Below are 19678 nucleotides of genomic sequence, written 5' to 3'. Positions count from 1 at the left end.
ATTCTATCTCCGGGAGGGTCGTCTTGCGTGGTCTCACGCGGCGTTTCGACCCCTCCGAGCCAGCGCGGACGCCCGCGCGCCACCCCATTTGCGCCACGGGAGCCACCCGTGACGCCCGGCGCCGCCGAAGCGCCGCCTGCCGACAAGTTCTCGAACCAAATCCTGCGGCCGAGCCGCCCCAGCTGGGCACGCAGACACGTGACAGCCCAGGGCAGATTCGTGTCAGGACCCGCGTGCTAGGCTCTCCGCCCACCCGTTTGGACAAGGAGGCCACATGAAGCACGCGAGACACGTCATGGGCGGCCACGGCGCCGCAGCGAGCATCGCCACCAGCAGGAGAGGAGGCGGACGCCCCAGAAGACGACGCGGCCTGCGGCGGGCCCTGGCGCTGCTCCTGGCCGCCCTGCTGATCGTCCAGGGATCGCTCGGGACACGCGGCGGCACCGCCTCCGCAGCCGAGACGGAGGACGGCGACCTGCTCTACCTCTCCGTGGGCAACCCGATCTGGTACGGCGGCCTGGGAACCATGAACACGGCCCGCATGAGCGTGAACGGCGAGGTCGCCTACTGCTCCGACCCCGTCAACGAGCCGCCCAGGTCGGGCTACTACCAACGTCAGGGCATACAGACGATCGAGCACAACGGCTGGCGCTGGCCCGTCGAGAGCGTCGACCGGATCCTGTTCTACGGCTACGGCGGCCCGGGTTTTGACGCGGGCTTCTGGCGCGACCACATCGGCGGCACGGACGCGGACGGTCGCAGCTTCGAGGCGGGCAAGGACTGGGACGGCTCGTCGATCACCAACGACGAGTTCTATGCCTACACGCACATACTGGTCTCGGACCGCGTGACGAGCGACGGCAGCGTGGCGCTCAGGAACACCTCGGAACGCTTCAAGGCGTGGTTCTGCTGGAACATCCTCGGCTACACCTACGGCAGCATGGGCGGCGTGGAGAACGAGGACGCCGTGGGGATCGCGATCGACGACCTGGACGTGCCGTCCGGATTCGAGTCCTTCCAGTTTGACACCGGACACAACTCGATGTGGAACACGGGAAATAAATCGCAGACCGTCGTCTCCTTTGAGTACAACCCCTACGTCGAGGTCCGATTTGACAAGGTCTCCGCCGACGCCGCGCTCACGAGCGGCAACGAGGAGTACGCCTACGCCGGCGCGACCTACGACATCTACGAGGCGGACACCGGGACCCTGGTCGCGACCGTGACCACCGACGAGACCGGCAGCGCCAGCTGCGAGCTCGAGCCCGACACCAGCTACTACGCCGTCGAGACGGCGGCGCCGAGGGGATTCGTCGTGAGCGAGGAGCGCGTCGAGTTCTCCACGGGGACCGAGGACGCCACGGTCGAGCTTCCCGACAGGCCCGGGACGATCGAGCTCACGGTGCAGAAGCGCGACGCCGCGACCCAGGGGGCGGCCCAGGCGGGCGCCACGCTCGAGGGAGCGGAGTACACGGTCGTCGACGCCAACGGGAACGCCCACACGGCGACGACCGACGCGAACGGCCACGCGTCCTTCTCGGGCCTTCCCCTCGGCGCGGCGAGCGTCACGGAGACCCGGGCGCCCGAGGGCTACCGCCTCGACCCCACCGTGCACGAGTACCACGTCAGCGCCGACGACCTGCCGGAGGGCGGCGTCGTCGAGCTCGCCCCCGAGGGCGACTTCGACGAGTCGGTCATGGCGTTCGACCTCGACCTCGTGAAGTACCGCGACACCGGGGCCGAGGGCTCGGGGCTTCAGGACCCGGCCGCCGGCGTCGAGTTCCAGGTGATCTCGGGCACCACGGGCCAGGTGGTGGCGACCCTCACCACGGACGAGAAGGGCTTTGCGACCACCTCGGGAGGCTGGTTCGGCGCGGGCGAGCGCCCCGAGGGCGTGCTCGGCGCGCTCCCCTACGACCGAGGGGGCTACGTGGTGCGCGAGGTGGCCTCGACGACGCCGGAGGGCTACCAGCCGGCGCCCGAGTGGTCGATCGCGCCCGAGCAGATGGTCGACGGCGCGACGCTGCACTACATCGTGGACAACGACTTCGTCGCGACGCGCATCCAGGTGGTCAAGACCGACGCCGCGAGCGGGCAGACCGTGCCGCTCGCCGGGTTCACCTTCCAGCTGCTCGACGCCGAGGGCAACGCGCTCTCCCAGGACGTGTGGTATCCCAACCACGAGCAGGTCAGCGAGTTCACCACCGACGAGACCGGCTGCGTCACCTTCCCCGGCCGCCTCGCGCCCGGAACCTACCGCATCCGCGAGGTCTCCGCAGCAGCGCCCTATCTCGTCTCCGACCAGGACGTCACCGTCACCATAGAGAACTCCCCCGAGGTGCCGCCGATCAGCGTGGTCACCTTCCCCGACGAGCAGGCCACCGGCTCCGCGACGATCTCCAAGCGCTGCTCGACCGGTCCGCAGGAGAGCGCGGGCGGCGTCTGCGACGCGGGCTGCGCCGACTCGCTCGCGGGCGCGGAGTTCGACGTCGTGGCGATGCAGGACGTGATCGCCCCTGACGGGACCGTGCAGGCCGCCGAGGGTCAGACCGTGACCCACGTGACGACCGGGGAGGACGGGACCGCCACGGCGGACGGCCTTCCGCTCGGGACGGGCACCGCCACGTACGCCTTCCTGGAGACCGTCGCCCCGTCGGGCCACGCGCTCGACGCCACGCCGCACGAGTTCACGCTCGCCTACGCGGACGACCGCACCGCCGTCGTCACCGCCTCCGTCGAGGCCGTCGACGAGCCCACGGTCGTGACGCTCGACAAGACCGTCCTCGGCACGGACGAGCCGCTGCCGGGCGCGACGTTCGCCCTCTGGAGCGACGCCGAGGGCGACGAGGACCCCGCCGAGGACGAGCGCACGCTCGTCACCACGGACGAGTCCGGCACAATCGCCCTGCGCCACCTCCCCGCCGGGACCTATCACCTCGCCGAGGTCGAGGCGCCTGACGGATACCTGGCGAGCGGGGAGCCGCTGACCTTCACCGTTGACGAGACGGGCACGATCGAGGGCGCGAGCTCGCTCGAGCTCTCCGTCGAGGACGACTTCACCAAGGTGAGCCTCTCCAAGCGCGACATCACGAACGAGGAGGAGGTCCCGGGCGCACACCTCAGCGTGCTCGACGCCGAGGGTAACGTCGTGGAGAGCTGGGTCTCCGGCGAGGAGCCCCATCTCATCGAGGCGCTCCCCGTGGGGACCTACACGCTCGTCGAGGAGATGACGCCGCACACCTACGACGAGGCGACGGCCGTCGAGTTTCAGGTGGCGTCGACGGGCGAGGTCCAGACCGTGACCATGTACGACGAACCGATCGAGGTCTCCGGGAGCGTCGACAAGCGCCAGGAGGTCGCCGACGTCGAGAGCGGGACCTACGACTACTCCGTCGACGCGCGGAGCACCAGCCCCACTTGGGTGGACGAGTTCACCGTGACCGACGACCTCACCGCCGCGGCCGACGGGCTCGCCGAGCTCACCGGCATCACCACGCCCGTCGCGGACGGCGACTACGACGGCCTGCTCAACGTCTGGTACCGGACCGACCGCACCGCACCCGACCTCGTCGACGAGAGCGGGGCGAACGCCACGCTCTCCGACGGCCACGCGAACCCCTGGCTCCAGTCCGAGGAGACCGCCGAGCGGCTGGGGGACGACGGCCGCGTCCTCTCCTACGACGGCTGGCGGCTCTGGGCGCAGGACGTGAGCGCCACGGAGGCCACCGAGCTCTCCGTCTCCGACCTCGACCTGGCCGAGGGCGAGAAGGTCGTGGCGGTGCGGCTCGAGTACGGGCGCGTTGACCCCGACTTCACGACGCGCACGGGAGAGTGGGACCGCGACGGCCTCAAGGACGTCTGTGACGACGTGAGCGACGTCGCCGCGCACGAGGGCGACCTGACCGAGGCCGGCACCGAGCGCTCCCCGCTCGTCGTCCACATGCGCCTCACCGACGCCTACCGGCCCGGCACGACCCTCGTCAACCAGGCGCGCCTCGACCTCTACCGCAACGGCGGCGGGTCCGAGGAGCTCGAGGGGCACGACGAGGACCGCGTCGAGCAGGCGCGCGAGGCGACCGGGCTCGCCAGGACCGGGGACGTCGCGCTGCCCGTGACCGGCGTGGCCGCGTTCGGCGTCGTCGCCGTCCTTCTCAGCATGAGGCGCAGACGCCGTTAGGGCATCGCAAATAGCACTGAATACGTACTGTATTCGGAGGGTAATGGAGCTATAGTGTTCACATTGGTAGATTCACTTCCCGAGTTCGAATGGGACCCACGAAAGAACGCGATGAACGTCGAGAAACACGGCATCAGCTTAGAGGAGGCGCGGGAGCTCTTTGCCGATCCAGAGAGAATCGAGGTGCGCCTCTCATATCCAGGCGAGCCCCGCTACGCCGTCGTGGGAAGGCTGTGCGGGAAGCACTGGACGGCGATCATCACGTATCGAGAGGGACGCACAAGGATCATCTCCGTGCGCCGTTCGCACCCGTTCGAAGAGAGGGCCTACGATGAAAAGCTTTAGCAGCTCGGAAGAGATGGAGCGCGTGTTTGACGAGGGAGCCGAGAGCATCCTCGACTACGCCGACATGTCCACGTTGAGAAAGCCCGGCAAGGAGCAGACCCGGCGCGTGGCGCTCGACATGGGGGACGAGGCGATCGCTCGCCTGGATACGTTCGCGGCTCGCTACGGGGTCACGCGCCAGTCCCTCATCAAGGTCTGGCTCGTGGAGCGCATGGACAAGGAGGACGAGCGCGCCGCCCGCCGCGCCCGGGCCGCCGCGACACTCTAGCACGGACGCTCGGCCGTCCCGCCCAGGGGACGTCGCCCCTGGGCGGGCCGCAGGCCTCTCCTAGAACGCGGCCTGGACGGCGTCGCCGAAGGTCTCCTCGAGGTAGGCCTTGAAGTCATCCGTGGTGAGCACGGCCACGAGCGCCGCGATCTTCTCGTCCGACTCCTTGTCCGGCGTGGTCACGATGACGTTGGCGTACTCGTTCTTGATGACGTCGGAGTCGGCGCTCTCCTGCGCCACGGCGTCGGACAGCGTGAGACCCGCGTCGATCGCATAGTTGCCGTTGATGACCGAGAAGTCCGCATCGGCCAGCGTGGACGGCAGCATCGCCGCCTCCTGCTCGATGAACTTCACGTTGTGGGGGTTCTCCACGACGTCATTGGGCGTGGCGGTGATGCCGGCGTCCTCGGAGAGCGTGATGATGCCCTGCTCCTGGAGCAGCAGCAGCGCGCGGCCCTCGTTGGTGGCGTCGTTGGGAATCGTGATCGTGGCGCCGTCAGCGATGGCGGCGAGGTCACTCGACTTGCCGGCGAAAACGCCCATCGGCTCGAAGTGGATCTTGCCCACGCTCACGAGGTCGGTCCCGTTCTCCTCGTTGTAGTTGTTGAGGTAGTTGAGGTGCTGAAAGTAGTTGCAGTCGACCTCGCCGGAGGTGGTGTCCTGGTTGGGCAGGATGTAGTCGGTGTACTCCTTGACCTCGAGCGTGATGCCCTGGTCGGTAAGACGCGGGGCGGCAAAGTCGTTCAGGATCTCGGCGTGGGGGCTGGGGCTCGCGGCCACGGTGAGGGTGGACGCGTCATCCTCGGACGAGCCGCCGCACGCGGCGAGCGCGCCGGTGGCGAGAAGGGCGGTGGCGGAAAGCAGAGAGCGACGGGTGATGTTGGACATGGGAATACTCCTTGGGAAATCGAGGACGTGGGGCGAGAGGTTCTTCTCGCCCGCTAGCTCTGGGTACGGTGGTCCACGCGGCGCGCCGCGAGGTCGCAGACGCTCTGGATCACCTGGACAATCACGACGAGCACGATCACGGCCACGACCATGACCTCGTCGACGCGGCGGTAGTAGCCGTAGCGCACCGCGATGTCGCCGAGGCCGCCCGCGCCGATGGCGCCCGCCATGGCCGTGTAGCCGAGCACGGCGATGAGCACCACGGCCACGCCGCGCACGATCGAGGGCAGCGCCTCGGGCAACAGGGCCGAGAACACGATGCGCGGCACGCTGGCGCCGCAGGCCTCGACGGCCTCCACGCTCTCGCGCGGGACCTCGGCGAGCGACTGCTCAACCATGCGCGCAATGAAGGGGGTGGTGGCCAGCACGAGCGGCGGGATGATGCCCGCGAGACCCGACGCCGTGCCCATGACCGTTCGGGTGAACGGGATGATGAACACCATGAGCACGATGAACGGGAACGAGCGCAGGATGTTGACCACCCAGCCGAGCACGGCATTGAGCACGGGCATCGGACGCAGCGAGCCGGGCGCGGTGAGATAGAGCACCACGCCGAGCGTGAGGCCCAGCACGTAGGAGATGGCCGTGGGCACGAGCACCATCACGATGGTGGAGAGGGTGCCCTCGGCGAGCAGCTCGCCGTACTCGGCGATGAAGGCGTTCACGAAATCAGGCATCCCACTCAACCCTTTCCAGAAGGACCTTGGCGGCCTGGGACTGCGGGTCGGCAAAGACCTCCGCCACGCTCCCCCGCTCCACGACGCGCCCGTGCTCCAGCACCACCACGTTGCGGCAGATCTTCTCGACCACGCCCATCGAGTGCGTGATCACGATGATCGTGACGCCGGTCTGGCGGTTAATCTGACGCAGCAGCTTGAGGACGGTGTTGGTGCTCGCCGGGTCCAGCGCCGAGGTGGCCTCGTCGCAGAGGATGTACTCCGGCTCGCACGCCAGCGCGCGGGCGATGGCCACGCGCTGCTGCTGACCGCCGGAGAGCTGGGACGGGTAGGAGTCGGCACGGTCGCGCAGGCCCACCAGGTCCAGCAGCTCGAGCGCGCGCTCACGGTTGGCCGCCGTGACGCGCCCGGTGGCCGCCTTGTACGGGAAGCACACGTTGGCGAGCACCGTCTTCTGGGCGAGCAGGCCAAAGTTCTGGAAGATCATCGCCACGCGGCGACGATAGGTGCGCAGCGCCGAGCCCGTGAGGCCCGTGACGTCGGCGCCGTCCACGAGGATCTGGCCCGAGTCCGGGCGCTCCAGCAAATTGATGCAGCGCACAAGCGTGGACTTGCCGGCGCCGCTCATGCCGATGATGCCCACGATGTCGCCGTCGGCCACGTCGATGGAGACGTCGTCCAGGGCGTGCGGCGCGTCCGGCGCGCTGCCGTAGGTCTTGGTGAGGTGCTTGATCTGAATCATGCGCGAGGCTCCGCTCGATGACGTGAACAGGGAGGGCCGCCTCCCGCCGGAGACGACCTAGTGAAGGCGCCCGGTCTCCCCGCCCGCGCGACGCGCGCACGGCACGGCAGAGTGCCCGGGCTTGGGCATCTCCATGACCATCATCATCGTGATATGTGCGACAGCGCTCTTCATGGTGGCTACGTTAGCAGGGCCCCGGCGCCCGCGCAAGCCGCGTTACCCGCACGTGACAAAGGCGAGAAGGACGTCGGGTGGGACGCCGTCCGCGACAACCCCGGCGATTCCTAGCCCTTCTGGCGCGCCTGGACCACGGAGCCCACCACGGCGAGCGCAAGCGTCCCCACAAAGATCGCCACGCCGTGGGCCGCAGAGAAGTCACCGGCGATGTAGGCGGAGAGCGCGTCGAAGGTTGCCGCGGCGTCGCCGGGAACGGCCAGCCCGGCGAGCGCGGGAAACGCGAGCGCCGCCGCGAGGACGTTGGGCACCGCGAACGACGCGCCCGACCACGCGGTGCTCAGGCGCACGGCCATATCGGACCAGCGGGCGGCCGCGAGGCCCACGAGCAGGCCGGCCACCACCACGATCACGCCGAGGAAGTCCGCGACCTCCCCGCCCACGAGGATCGTCACCACAAAGCCGAGCGCCGCGCCGGCGGCAAAGCCCACGAGGAACACGCCGGCCCGGTAGGCGAACTTGGAGAGCAGCGCGGCCACCACGCCGAGCACCGCCGCGATCGCCAGCGAGGCCGCCGAGGCGTTCGTGGACGCGAGCGCGATGTTGAAGACGCCGAGAAACACCAGCAGCCCGAGCACCGCGAAGAAGAGCCGCCGACCGAAGAGGCACGCGACGACGCCGATGACAATGTTAACGAGCAGGTAGACGATCACGTATTCCATGGGTCACTCCCCACCGGACGGCTCGTCCTCGAAGTGGTCGTCGGGCAGGTACTTGGCGAAGGGGCCGCGCTTGCTTGCGTCGACGCCCGCGCAGCCGATCGCGTAGACGAAGCCGATCGCGACGATGAGCAGCGGCGCCAGCATCGTGACGTAGACCACCACGAAGGCCGGCCCCAGCAGCGCCTCCCCCGTCGCGGGGACGAGCGCCGGCAGGCCCGCCAGCACCAGGACTCCCAGCCCCAGGATGCCGACCGCGCGGCACGCGCGCTTGGTGAGGCGCCCCACGAGGATCTTCTTGAACCACATCAGCGCCACGCCCAGCAGCGCGCCAATCGCGTAGAGCAGAAGCGGCGACGCCAGGACCACGCCGAGCTGGACCATCGGGTCCGAGATGTTGGGCGTGCCGTTGCCCAGGTGCCACCAGGCGAGAAACGCGCAGCACGCGGCGGCGACCACGATCCACGCCACAAGGTTTCCGATGAACGTCGATTTCTTCACGGCTGCCTCCCCAGCGGGCCGAGCGGGTATGCTTCAGCTGACAGGCGGTCATTATACCCTGCGGCCACAAGGGAGGTCCCATGGCGGATGCCAACGACGCCGGAACCGCGAGCACGGAGAGGCCCGCGCTGCGCACAAGGCTCTACTCGCTCGGCGAGGAGATCGCCAACTCGGTGAGCCACGGGGTGGGCGTCCTTCTCGGCATCGCGGCGCTGGTCCTGCTCATCGTGGTGGCGGTCTCGCACGGAGGCGGGGCGCGCCTGGCGGCGGCCATCATCATGGGCGTCTCGCTCATCGTGGAGTACCTCTTCTCCACGCTCTACCACGCGATCGCCGCGCCGCGCGGCAAGGCGGTGTTCCGCGTGCTGGACCACTGCGGCATCTACCTGCTCATCGCCGGCAGCTACGCGCCGTTCTCACTGGTCACGCTCGCCGGGCGCGGCGGCCTCGAGCTGTGCGCGGCCGTGTGGGCGGTGGCCGTGGCGGGCATCGTGGCCGAGTGCCTGCTGCGCGAGCGCCAGCCCGCCTGGCTCACCGCCGTGGTCTACGTGCTCATGGGCTGGCTCGTGGTCTTTCGCATCGGCGACCTCTGGGGGCTTCTGGCGCCGCCCGCGTTCTGGCTGCTTCTGGCCGGCGGGCTCAGCTACACCGTGGGCGCGGTCTTCTACGCCATCAAGAAGGTGCCCTACCTGCACTTCGTCTTCCACCTGTTCACGCTGGCCGGCAGCGTCTGCATCACGCTCTCGGCGCTGCTGTTCGTGGTGTGAGGAGGGCGGCGCACACCCCACGCAGGCGGGGCGCGGCGCGATGTGTGAACCGCGCCGCGCCCCGCGTCTTTGGACCTGCCCCTGAGGGCTACTGCTCCAGCTTGCCCATGCGCTCGTACACGCTGATGAAGTTCTCGGCCACCACGCGGAAGGTCTCGGCCTCCATCAGCTGGTCCTCCGCGTGCATGAGGAGCATCGAGAACTTGACGCTCCGACCGCCCGCGTCGTTGGTGAGCAGCTGCAGGTGCACGTTATGGCCGTTCAGGAAGTCCTTGCTGCCGGACTCGATCATCGCGCGGGCACCGTCGAAGTCGCCCACCTGAGCCTTGGAGATGGCCTCGATGTACTGGGACTTGGCGGACCCCACGTTGGCGATGATCTGGAAGCAGACCTCCTCCATGTCGAGTGAGGCGTCCTGCTGGGCCGCGTCCTGCGGCGCGTTCTGCTGCGCGTCCTCTGCCATGGCGCTCTCCTACCCCTCGATGGCGGCCATAGCGTCCGCCAGGATCTTCTTGGCGTTCATGCGACCGTAGTCGACCATCGGAATCACGAGCACGGGCGTGGAGCCCGCAGCGGCCTCGGCGTCCTTCTTGGCGTAGGAGATCTGCGGGCCGAGAAGCAGGACGTCGGCGGTGTCGATCTTCTCGAGGGCGTTGTTGAGCGGGCCTGCGGAGATGTTGACGTCCAGCCCCTGGGCCTTGGCCTCTGCCTGCATCTTCTGCACGAGCAGGCTCGTGGACATGCCGGCGTTGCAGGCGAGCAGAATGTTCTTCATGACGTTCCCCTTTCTAGGAACTTCCTGTGACGGTGGGCGGCGGCGCGGGGCCGCCGCCCGGTCGTGCCATCGGTGTCTCAAGCGTACGAGGTTCGCGACGATAGGCGCATGACTACTCGGCGAGCTCGCCGGCGGCCTCGGAGCCCTGGAGCGCCTGGGCGCGCTCGGAGATCTTCATGAACGGCAGGTAGATGGCCATGCCGATGACGATCTCGAGCACCTGCCACACGGCCGCGCGCCAGTCGAAGCCGGTGGAGAGCAGCGCGGAGAGGATGGGGGGCGTGGTCCACGGAGCCTGCGCGATGCACGGCGAGAGCCAGCCGGCGCAGGTCAGGCCGTAGGTGAGGCCGATGAACAGGTCGGGGATGATCACGAACGGGATCATGAGCGGGAGGTTGAACACGATGGGGTACCCGTAGATGACCGGCTCGTTGATGTTGAAGAGGCCGGGGAGGATGGGCTCGACGGTGGCACCGGAGATCGTGGACTGGTGGATGCCGACGCAGAACAGCAGGTTGGCCAGCGTGTAGATCACGATGAAGGCCCACGGGCCGGCGTTCATGATGCTCTTGAGCGGGGTCGCGATGAACGTGGAGATGATGGTCGGCAGGTCGGTGCTGGCAAAGACCGCGAGAAGCGCGGCGACCAGGCCGAAGATGGAGAGTGTCAGCAGCATCGGGATCATGACGTTGAACGAGTTGCCGACCGCAGGCGGCACGCCCTCGCCCAGGTTGACCTTGAGCTTCTCGACGCCGGAGATCTTGATGAACAGCGTGACCGCGAGCAGGCCGATGATGATCGCGCCGAAGAGGCCGTTGGTGCCGGTGTTGGTGGTCGAGAGCGCGCCGGTGACCTGCGCCGTGGTGACCTCGTCGGTCAGCAGCGGCGAGGTGGCGGCGAGGGTCGCGGTGATCGACTGCGGCATCATGACGACGAAGGCGGAGATGCCCACGACCACGCAGGCGAGCGGGTTCTCGAAGCGCTTGTTCGTGGCCAGGCAGTAGCCGATGAGGCCCGCGAGGATCAGCGCCGAGACGTTGAGCGTGCCGAGCGTCAGCGCGTTGCCCCACGTCTGGACGTTGGCGAGCAGCTCGGGGTTCGGGAAGAATCCCGTGTCGCTCCAGAGGTAGCCGAAGAGCACGTTGTTCACGAGAACCGCGATGCCCGCAAGGATGTAGAGCGGCGTGATGGTGGCAAACGCATCGCGCAGCGACCGTAGATGGACCTGGTTTCCGACCTTCGCCGAGACCGCAGCGAACTTGTCGAGAAACGCCTGGAGCTTGGTGTTCTCTGCCATGGGATTACTCCCCTTCAATGGTGAATTCGTGCGTGCGCGCGACCTCGGCGAGCCAGGATGCGGACTTCTTGGGACGGCGCGCGTAGCCGTCCTGGAGGTCGACCTCGACGAAGCCGTAGCGGTTCTTGAAAGCGTTGGCCCACGACCAGTTGTCGATGACCGCCCAGTAGTGGTAACCGACGATCTTCGCGCCGTCGGCGATGGCGCGGGCAATCCAGGCAAGGTGCTCGCGCACGAACTCGATGCGGTAGTCGTCCTGGATGGCACCGGTCTCGGGATCGCGGAAGTTCCACTCCCTCTCGATGCCGATGCCGTTCTCGGAGATGAAGAACTCGAGCTCAGGGTAGTCGCGCTTGAGATTCATGCCAAAGTCGTAGATGCCCTTGGGATAGATCTCCCAGCCGCGGCTCTCGTTCATCTTGGTATCGGGCCAGACGTAGGGCTCGGCGAAGAGCGGGTTGCCGTACTCGTCCCTCTCACGCGAGGGCGCCTGGACGCGCTCGGGGTGGTAGTAGTTGCAGCCCAGCCAGTCGACCTTGCCATCGGCGAGGATGAGCTTGTCCTCGGGGCGGACGGGCAGCTCGACGCCGAGGCCCTTGAGGTCCTCGAGGATGTCGGCGGGCAGCTCCCCCTTGGTCACGAGGTCGAGCCACCAGCGGTTGCGGATTCCGTCAGTGATGCGCACGGCCTCGAGATCGGCCGGGCTCGGGTCCTCGCGCGTGTAGGGCGGGGTGAAGCAGCTGATCATGCCGATGCGCGAGTCGGGCAGCATGAGGCCCTCGGCCTTGGCCGCGCGGTACTCGCGGACGGCGAGGCAGTGAGCGATCGAGATGTTGTACTGGACCGCGCGGGCGCGCTCGAAGCTGTGGGGCTGCGGGTACCACTCACCGCCCTCGTAGCGGTTGTCCGGCTCCACGATCGGCTCGTTGAACGTGAACCAGTAGCGGATCTCCTTGCCGAAGGTCCGAAACGCGACGCGCGCGTAGTGGGCATAGGCCTCGACGACCTCACGGCTCTCCCACCCGCCGCGACGGAAGAGGTAGGTGGGCATGTCGAAGTGATACAGGTTCACGAAGCACTCGAGCCCCGCCGCCCGCGCGTCGGCGAAGAGGTCGTGATAGTACTTCTCGCCCTCCGGGTTGATCTGGCCCTTCTCGTCGAGCAGACGGCTCCACTGGATGGAGGTCCTGAACGACGTGAGCCCTAGGTCCTTGAGGATCTTGAAGTCCTCGTTGTGACGCCTGGTGAAGTCGTTGCCCCCGTACGACCCCACCTTGTTGTGGAAGGCATCGAGATCCTCGTTGGACCACGTGTCCCAGAGGTTCTCGAGCTTCCCGCCCGACGCCTACTCTCCCTCGGTCTGCGGTCCGGACATCGCAGCCCCGAAGAAGAAGTCATCAGGCAGCTTGAGCTTCTCCAACTCTCTCTCCCTTCTCTCTTCTTTTCCTTCCCCCCACGCCCTGCTCGCCATGTGACAAACCTGACATGTCTTATTTTTAGACTAGGCATGTTTTATTCTTATTTAAGACGTTCTTGTGTATAAAATTTGAGCGATATGTTTTCATCGGTGAGTGGATACGGATGAAAATTACCCCCACACCTTCCTGCTCCGCGCTATGCTGGGGAGAACGAGAGGCGGCTCCCCGATGAAGTACGAGCTCGTCGCACAGGACCTGATAGCGCACATCCGCTCCGGCGCCTTCCTGCCAAACTCACAGCTGCCCTCCATAGAGTCGCTCTGCCAAAGCTACGAAGTCAGCAAGGTGACCATCAAGAAGGCGCTCGACATCCTGGAGGACCGTGGCTACATCACGCGGCGGCGCGGGTCGGGCTCGTTCGTCAAGAACGTCCGGACCCCGCTCAAGGATGACGCCGCCTTCGAGACGAGCCGCCAGATGGAGGGCTTCACCGCAGAGCACGAGCGCCGCGGCGAGGCCGTGCGGACCGAGGTCAAGGACTTCTCGGTGGCAATGCCCTCGCCCGACGTGGCCCACATGCTCGACATCGAGGCCGACCAGTTCGTCTACCACGTCATTCGCGTACGCTTTGCCGATGACGTGGCCACGGCGATCGAGTACACCTACATGCCCATCGACGTGATCCCCAATCTCCGGCTCAAAAACGTCGAGACCTCCATCTATCACTACATCGAGAAGGACCTCGGGCTCAGGATCGCGAGCGCGCATCGCACCATCCGCGCGGTTCTTCCCACCGAGGACGAGTGCGCGTGGATGGGGCTCGAGCCGGGCGACCCCCTGCTCGAGGTCGAGCAGGGGGGCTACCTCGATGACGGCACGCCGTTCGAGTACTCGTTCGCGCGCCGCCCGCATGGGTATGAGTTCAGGAGCATCAGCACGAAGTGACGAAAGGTCCGAAGGGGGCAGGCGCGGTGAGAGCCCGAGAGGGTTTCGAGACAAGGCACGTGAGGACACAGGTCCGCGGGGCCAGAAGGGGGCGCACATGAGAATCGGGGCACTCGAGGCGGGCGGGACCAAGATGGTCTGCGCCGTCGCCACGGAGCAGGGCGAGATGCTGGAGCGGGCGTCGTTTCCCACGCTCGCACCCGAGGACACCGTTCCCACGCTTGCGGGCTGGTTCCTGGAGCGCGGCGTCGAGGCTCTCGGCATCGGCGCCTTCGGTCCGACCTGCGTTGACCCGGAGAGCCCGTCGTTCGGCATGATTCTCGAGACGCCCAAGGTCGCGTGGCGCGGCTATCCCCTGCGCGATGCGTTCGTGCGCGCGCTTGGCGTGCCCGTCGGCTACGACACCGACGTCAACGTCGCCTGTCTCGGCGAGGCCACGTTCGGCAGCTCGCGGGGCATCTCGGACCTCGTCTACGTGACCATCGGCACCGGCGTGGGCGCAGGCGTCATGTGCGGGGGGCGCCTGCTTCACGGGATGCTCCATCCCGAGGCGGGACACATGCTCGTGAGGCGCGTCCCGGGCGACGAGGGCCCCTGCGTGTGCCCGAGCCACGAGAGCTGCCTCGAGGGACTCGCGGCGGGCCCGTCGATCGAGCGACGCTGGGGTGCCAAGGGCGCCGAGCTCGCCGGTCGCCCGGAGGTCTGGGAGCTGGAGGGAGACTACCTCGCGCAGATGTGCTGCGACCTCGTGCTGTGCTATTCGCCGCGCCGCATCATCCTCGGCGGCGGCGTGATGCACCAGGAGCAGCTCTTCCCCATCGTCCGGAAGAAGACCCTCGCCTACCTCGGCGGATACATCACCGCCCCGGAGCTGGAGGACATCGACGCCTACATCGTGCCCCCGAGCCTGAACGACGACCAGGGTGTGCTCGGCTGCGTCGAGCTGGGGAGAAGGGCCCTCATGGCATAGGGCTCCCGCGCCCGCGTCCGAAGTGCGTCGCCGCCCGAGAAGGACGCGCCTCGCTCGAGCCTCGCCCCCGAGTCCCCTCAGGCTCGGGGGCGATTCCGTCTAGAGCTCCTCGCCGTTGCTCGCGACCACGCGGGAGAACCACTCGAAGCTCTCCTTGCGCTCGCGGTGGAGGTCGCCCTCGCCCGCGTTGTTCTTGTTCACGTAGACGAGACCGTAGCGCTTGTCCATCTCGCCGGTGCCGGCGGAGACCAGGTCGATGACGCCCCAGGTGAGAAAGCCCATCAGGTCCACGCCGTCCTTCTCGGCGGCGTCCCTGGCGGCGCGGATGTGGTCGCGGAGGTAGGCGATGCGGTAGTCGTCGTGGAAGCGGCCGTCCTGCGCGCGCTCGTCGTAGGCGCCCAGCCCGCACTCCACCACGAAGACGGGCAGCTCCCAGCGCTCGGCGACCCAGTTGAGGCTCCAGCGCAGGCCGAGGGAGTCCACCGGCCAGCCCCACTCGCTCGCCGGGATGTGGGGGTTGTCCACCTTGTCCAGGTCCTCGCGATAGACGTGGTCGGGACCGTCGGCCGAGGCCGCCACCGTGAAGCTCTTGTAGTAGCTGATTCCCACGAAGTCGACGGCCCCGCGGGCGAGGTCCGCCTCGTCACCGGGCTCGATGCCGAGGTCGAAGCCGCGCTCGCGGGCGTAGGCGAGCGCATAGGACGGGTAGTGGCCGCGCGCCTGGACGTCGCCGTACCAGAAGCGGCGCTGCATCGCCACGCGGGCCGCCCACTGGTCCGCCGGGTCACAGGAGCGCGGGTAGACCGGCGTCATCGCGAGCATGCAGCCGATCCTGAACGAGGGGTTGATCGCATGGCCGGCGGCGACGGCGCGCGCGGAGGCCACCAGCTCGTTGTGGGCCGCGCGCAGCACCAGCTCCTCGCGGCGCGCGGGGTCATCGGCCTCGTCGAAGAGCAGGCCCGAGTCCGTGAAGGGCTCCCAGTCCGTGGCAAAGCTCGCCTGGTTGTTGATCTCGTTGAAGGTCATCCAGTAGGTGACCTTGTCGCGATAGCGCTCGAAGCACGTCGCGGCAAAGCGGACGAAGAGGTCGACCAGCCGTCGGTCGCGCCAGCCGCCGTACTTCTCGACCAGCGCGTAGGGCATCTCGAAGTGGCTGAGCGTCACGAGCGGCTCCATCCCGTGCGCGCGGCAGCAGTCGAAGAGCTCGTCGTAGAAGGCGAGGCCCGCCTCGTTGGGCTCCGCCTCCTCGCCCGTGGGAAAGATCCTCGTCCAGGCGATGGAGACGCGCAGGCACCTCATCCCCGTCTCGGCGAGAAGCGCGACGTCCTCCCGAAAGCGATGGTAGAAGTCGATGGCCTCGTGGCTCGGATAGCTCTCGCCGGCGATGACGCCGCGCGTGATGCGACGGTCGATCCCGTTGCCGCCCACCGTCATGACGTCCGCGATGGAGACGCCCTTGCCGCCCTCGCGCCAGGCGCCCTCCGCCTGGTTGGCCGCCAACGCACCGCCCCAGAGAAACCCGTCCTTGAGCATGCTTGCCCCCACGTCCTCGATGCGGTCGGGATGGCCCTGCCCGCCCGCTCCTGTCTCCGACGCCAGAATTCTAACGGATGCGTCCGGTCCGGTCGAACGCGCTAAGATGGTCGGCGAGAAGAACCGCGCGGCCGCCGCGCCGCACGACCCGAGGAGGACACATGACAGACGAGCAGCTCGAGACGCTCAAGCGTGACGTGGATGCCTACGTGGACGAGGTCTGGGAGGACGTCGTCGCCGACATCGACCGCCTCGTGCGTCATGACTCCGTGGAGGACCTCGCGCGCGCCGAGCCCGGCAAGCCCTGGGGCCCGGCCGCCTGGGGCGCGCTCGCGGAGGCCGAGCGGATGGCCGAGCGCCTGGGCCTCGAGGTCACGGACTTGGACGGCTATCTCGGCTTTGCCGACGTCCCCGGCGCATCCGGCCCCGAGCGCTACCTCGCCACGATCGCCCACACCGACATCGTGCCCACCGGCGAGGGCTGGCACTTCCCGCCTCTTGAGGTCACGCGCAAGGACGGCGTGCTCATCGGCCGCGGCGTGGCGGACGACAAGGGCCCGTTCGTGCTCTCGCTCTACGCGGCGGCCTACTTCGCGCGCCGTGCGGCCGCCGGCGAGGAGCTGCCGTACACCCTGCGCTGTATCATCGGCAACAACGAGGAGACGGGCATGGGCGACGTGCCCTACTACCTGGAGCGCTACCCCGAGCCGCTCTTCTGCTTCTCCCCCGATGCCGAGTTCCCGCTCATCTGCGGCGAGAAGGGCCTCTACGGCGGCGAATTCTCCTCGGGCGCCGTGGCGGGCGAGAAGATCGTGGAGCTTTCCGGCGGCACCGTCTCCAACGCCATCCCCGGCAAGGCCACCGCGCTCGTGCGCGCCGACGCCGCCACGCTGGCGGGTGCCGAGCGCATCACGGTCGAGCCCGCCGGCGAGGGCCTCGCGCGCGTGACGGCCGCGGGCATCGGCGGCCACGCCTCGATGCCGGCCGGCACCGTCAACGCCATCGGCGTGCTCGCGCGCTACCTGCTGGCGCAGGGCCTCGCGGGCGAGGGCGAGCGCGGCTTCCTCGAGCTTCTCGTCACGCTCACCGAGGACGCCTACGGCCGCGCGGCAGGCGTCGCCGCCACGGACGACAAGTTCGGCGACCTCACACTCGTGGCCGGCGTCGTGCGCACGGTCGACGGCCGCTTCACGCAGACCGTGGACTCGCGCTTCCCCACCTCCACCACGGCCGAGAAGATCACCGCTCGTCTCACCGAGCTGGCCGCCGCACACGGCTGCACCTACGAGCCCGGGCGCGGCGAGAAGCCCTTCTACATCAGCCCCGAGAGCCCAGAGATCCACGCCCTTCTCGACACCTACGCCGAGTACACGGGCCGACCGGGCAAGGCGTTCACGATCGGCGGCGGCACCTACGCGCGCCACTTTGCCCGCGCCTGCGCCTTCGGCCCGCAGGACCCCGCCGACGAGCTGCCGGAGTGGGTCGGCGGCGAGCACGGCCCCGACGAGGGCGTCTCCGAGGAGGCCATGCGACGCGCGCTCAAGATCTACATCGTCTCCATCGCCCGCCTCATGGAGCTCGAGCTGTAGGCAGCCCCCCACACTGACGGTTATGCGCAACGCTGACGGTTATGCGCAACGCTGACGGTTATGCGCAATCGTGACGGTTGTGCGCACCGGTCCTTCTCGCAAAGTCGCAGGTAGACGCTCTGGCCGAGAAAACCGTGTCGCCACAGCCTGTACATAACCGACGCGAGTGCGCATAACCGTCGCGGTTGCGCATAACCGACGGCCGCGCGCCCCCAGATGACGGGAGCGCGCGGCCCTTCTCGTTACGCAATTCCGGGACTGGGGCGCTACGCGCGCATCTCCTCGGTGTCCTCGGCGATCTCGCGGGCGATGCGGTGGAGCTGGCGGTCGTTCTCCAGCGCGTCGGCCGTCCTCTCGGGCAGGTAGACCGAGAGGCGCCCGCCGAGCGTGCGGAAGGCGGCCCAGCCCTCGGCGTCCACGACGACGTCGTCCTGCTCGCCGATGACGCAGCCCCAGGTCTCGCCGGCGTGACCCGCGCCCACGAACATGCGCTTCTCGCCGCCGTCGCGGTCGGTGAGGACCACGGCCACGCCGCTGCCCTCGTGCTCGGCGTCGCCCTCGCGCGTCCAGCCGATCACGTCCGGCGCGTCCAGGAAGTCGTGCTGCGCGCCGTAGGCAAAGCGACGACGGATCTCCATGAGCAGCGGCAGCTCGCGCACCGCTGGAATGTTGCCGTCGTTGGGCATGCCGTAGAGGTCGCCGTAGAAGACGCAGGGGTAGCCCGCCTCGCGCAGCAGGATCAGCGCATAGGCAGCGGGCTTGAACCACGTCTGCACGAAGGACTGCAGCGCCTGGCCCGGCTGCGTGTCGTGGTTCTCGGCAAAGGTCACGGCGTGCACCGGGTCGCGCTCCACGAGCGTGCCCGAGAAGATCTTGGAGAGATCAACGTCACCGTTGGAGCACGACGCGGCGTAGAGGTTGTAGTGCAGCGGGACGTCAAAGAGCGACAGGCACTTTTCGGCCCCCAGGTAGGCCGTGAGCTCGTCAGCCGTGCGGCCCCAGTATTCACCCACACAGAAGAGCTCACGCCCCGTGTGCTTGCGTACGGCGTCGAGCCAGCGCAGGTAGAAGCCTCGGTCGATGTGCTTGAGCGCGTCCAGGCGGAAGCCGTCCAGCCCGCAGGCGTCCACGTACCAGCAGCCCCAGCGCACGAGCTCGTCAAAGACGCGCGGGTCGTTCACGTCCACGTCCGCGCCCATGAGGTAGTCGTAGTTGGCGTTCTCCGTGCGGTCCACAGCGCTGTCCCAGTGCTTGCCGTCAAAGAGGAAGATGGCCTTTCGCTTGGCACGGTCGTCCCAGTCCACGCCGTGAAAGCACGTCCAGTCCCAGGTGAAGTCCGAGTAGGCGCCCGCGCGCCCGGGGAACGAGAAACGCGTCCACGCGGAGATCGTCCGCGCGTCGCCGAGCACAAGCTCGCGGTTGTTGGACTGCACCTCGCGCGCGACCACGTCCTCGCAGCCGTCCGCGCCGAGGCGCTGGTTGAGCACGATGTCCGCGAGCGCCTGGATGCCGTTTGCCTGCAGCGCGCGCACGGCGGCCTCGTACTCGGCGCGAGTGCCGTACTTGGTGCGCACGGTCCCCTTCTGGTCAAACTCGCCCAGGTCATAGGTGTCATAGACGCCGTAGCCCACGTCCTCGGCGCCCTTCTCGGCCTTGTAGGCGGGCGGCAGCCAGACGGCGGTGATGCCCTGGTAGGCAAAGTCGGCGGCCTGCTCGGCGATGCGGCGCCAGTGCGAGCCGTCGGCGGGCAGGTACCAGGAGAAGCCCTGGAGCATGGTTCCGTTGGTCATGCGGCTCCTTTCCGATGGGACAAGCGAACCTGTCCCCTTTGTC

General features: G+C 68.1%; 17 protein-coding genes and 1 pseudogene. 7 read left to right on the top strand and 11 right to left on the bottom strand.

The genetic code is table 11. The annotated features are described in order from the left end of the window. The first annotated feature begins 274 nt into the window (after positions 1 to 274). From H6A07_RS04300 to brnA, 3 genes are read left to right on the top strand one after another with little or no spacing between them, the layout of a single operon-like run. Positions 275 to 4177 carry a SpaA isopeptide-forming pilin-related protein gene (locus H6A07_RS04300; RefSeq protein ID WP_204813692.1) on the top strand — a complete coding sequence of 1301 codons (3903 nt, stop codon included), beginning with the start codon at positions 275 to 277 and terminating at the stop codon, positions 4175 to 4177. A gap of 54 nt (positions 4178 to 4231) precedes the next feature. Beyond that, a complete protein-coding gene (locus tag H6A07_RS04295) occupies positions 4232 to 4522 on the top strand; it encodes a BrnT family toxin (protein WP_342636556.1) in 291 nt (96 codons plus the stop codon). Next, positions 4509 to 4790: a type II toxin-antitoxin system BrnA family antitoxin gene (gene brnA, locus H6A07_RS04290; protein WP_204813690.1), complete on the top strand. Its 282-nt coding sequence runs from the start codon at positions 4509 to 4511 to the stop codon at positions 4788 to 4790. Before H6A07_RS04295 ends, brnA begins: the two co-directional genes overlap by 14 nt. Before the next feature lie 60 nt (positions 4791 to 4850). On the opposite strand, the gene H6A07_RS04285 is transcribed toward brnA, so the two are convergent. From H6A07_RS04285 to H6A07_RS04265, 5 genes are all read right to left on the bottom strand, one after another. Next, positions 4851 to 5678 (bottom strand): MetQ/NlpA family ABC transporter substrate-binding protein, encoded by an 828-nt coding sequence (locus tag H6A07_RS04285; protein ID WP_204813689.1) that lies wholly within the window; start codon positions 5676 to 5678, stop codon positions 4851 to 4853. A 53-nt stretch (positions 5679 to 5731) separates the two neighbouring features. Then, on the bottom strand, positions 5732 to 6415 hold the full coding sequence (locus tag H6A07_RS04280; RefSeq protein WP_204813688.1) for a methionine ABC transporter permease: 684 nt from the start codon (positions 6413 to 6415) through the stop codon (positions 5732 to 5734). Further along, a complete protein-coding gene (locus H6A07_RS04275) occupies positions 6408 to 7157 on the bottom strand; it encodes a methionine ABC transporter ATP-binding protein (RefSeq protein WP_204813687.1) in 750 nt (249 codons plus the stop codon). Before H6A07_RS04275 ends, H6A07_RS04280 begins: the two co-directional genes overlap by 8 nt. Before the next feature lie 284 nt (positions 7158 to 7441). Then, complete coding sequence (locus H6A07_RS04270; protein ID WP_204813686.1) at positions 7442 to 8053, bottom strand: TM7S3/TM198-like domain-containing protein; 612 nt, start codon at positions 8051 to 8053, stop codon at positions 7442 to 7444. A 3-nt stretch (positions 8054 to 8056) separates the two neighbouring features. Next, positions 8057 to 8551 carry a hypothetical protein gene (locus H6A07_RS04265; protein WP_204813685.1) on the bottom strand — a complete coding sequence of 165 codons (495 nt, stop codon included), beginning with the start codon at positions 8549 to 8551 and terminating at the stop codon, positions 8057 to 8059. Positions 8552 to 8631: 80 nt separating this feature from the next. On the opposite strand from H6A07_RS04265, the gene trhA reads away from it, so the two are divergent. Then, positions 8632 to 9318: a PAQR family membrane homeostasis protein TrhA gene (trhA, locus tag H6A07_RS04260; protein WP_204813684.1), complete on the top strand. Its 687-nt coding sequence runs from the start codon at positions 8632 to 8634 to the stop codon at positions 9316 to 9318. An 88-nt stretch (positions 9319 to 9406) separates the two neighbouring features. Here trhA and H6A07_RS04255 read toward each other — a convergent pair whose 3' ends face one another. The 4 genes and pseudogenes from H6A07_RS04255 to H6A07_RS04240 all read right to left on the bottom strand — a co-directional run. Then, on the bottom strand, positions 9407 to 9781 hold the full coding sequence (locus H6A07_RS04255) for a PTS lactose/cellobiose transporter subunit IIA (protein ID WP_204813683.1): 375 nt from the start codon (positions 9779 to 9781) through the stop codon (positions 9407 to 9409). A gap of 9 nt (positions 9782 to 9790) precedes the next feature. Continuing rightward, a complete protein-coding gene (locus H6A07_RS04250; protein WP_204813682.1) occupies positions 9791 to 10093 on the bottom strand; it encodes a PTS sugar transporter subunit IIB in 303 nt (100 codons plus the stop codon). A gap of 112 nt (positions 10094 to 10205) precedes the next feature. Beyond that, positions 10206 to 11390: a PTS sugar transporter subunit IIC gene (locus H6A07_RS04245; RefSeq protein WP_204813681.1), complete on the bottom strand. Its 1185-nt coding sequence runs from the start codon at positions 11388 to 11390 to the stop codon at positions 10206 to 10208. Positions 11391 to 11394: 4 nt separating this feature from the next. Further along, positions 11395 to 12720, bottom strand: a pseudogene (locus tag H6A07_RS04240) (glycoside hydrolase family 1 protein); the annotation flags it as partial. A 316-nt stretch (positions 12721 to 13036) separates the two neighbouring features. Between H6A07_RS04240 and H6A07_RS04235 the strand changes: the two are divergent. Further along, entirely contained in the window at positions 13037 to 13753 is a 717-nt protein-coding gene (locus tag H6A07_RS04235) for a GntR family transcriptional regulator (RefSeq protein ID WP_204813680.1), read from the top strand. A 97-nt stretch (positions 13754 to 13850) separates the two neighbouring features. After that, positions 13851 to 14723 (top strand): ROK family protein, encoded by an 873-nt coding sequence (locus H6A07_RS04230; protein ID WP_204813679.1) that lies wholly within the window; start codon positions 13851 to 13853, stop codon positions 14721 to 14723. Positions 14724 to 14822: 99 nt separating this feature from the next. On the opposite strand, the gene H6A07_RS04225 is transcribed toward H6A07_RS04230, so the two are convergent. Further along, positions 14823 to 16256, bottom strand: coding sequence for a 6-phospho-beta-glucosidase (locus H6A07_RS04225; RefSeq protein ID WP_204813678.1), 1434 nt, complete (start codon positions 16254 to 16256; stop codon positions 14823 to 14825). Positions 16257 to 16417: 161 nt separating this feature from the next. On the opposite strand from H6A07_RS04225, the gene H6A07_RS04220 reads away from it, so the two are divergent. After that, complete coding sequence (locus tag H6A07_RS04220; RefSeq protein WP_204813677.1) at positions 16418 to 17845, top strand: Sapep family Mn(2+)-dependent dipeptidase; 1428 nt, start codon at positions 16418 to 16420, stop codon at positions 17843 to 17845. 266 nt (positions 17846 to 18111) lie between these two features. On the opposite strand, the gene H6A07_RS04215 is transcribed toward H6A07_RS04220, so the two are convergent. Continuing rightward, positions 18112 to 19635, bottom strand: coding sequence for an alpha-amylase (locus H6A07_RS04215; RefSeq protein ID WP_204813676.1), 1524 nt, complete (start codon positions 19633 to 19635; stop codon positions 18112 to 18114). Between the last annotated feature and the right edge of the window lie 43 nt (positions 19636 to 19678).

The sequence above is a fragment of the Olsenella uli genome (genome assembly GCF_016899935.1).
In the GTDB taxonomy this organism is placed as follows: Bacteria; Actinomycetota; Coriobacteriia; order Coriobacteriales; family Atopobiaceae; genus Thermophilibacter; species Thermophilibacter uli_B.
This window is presented reverse-complemented; position numbering and strand designations above follow the sequence as displayed.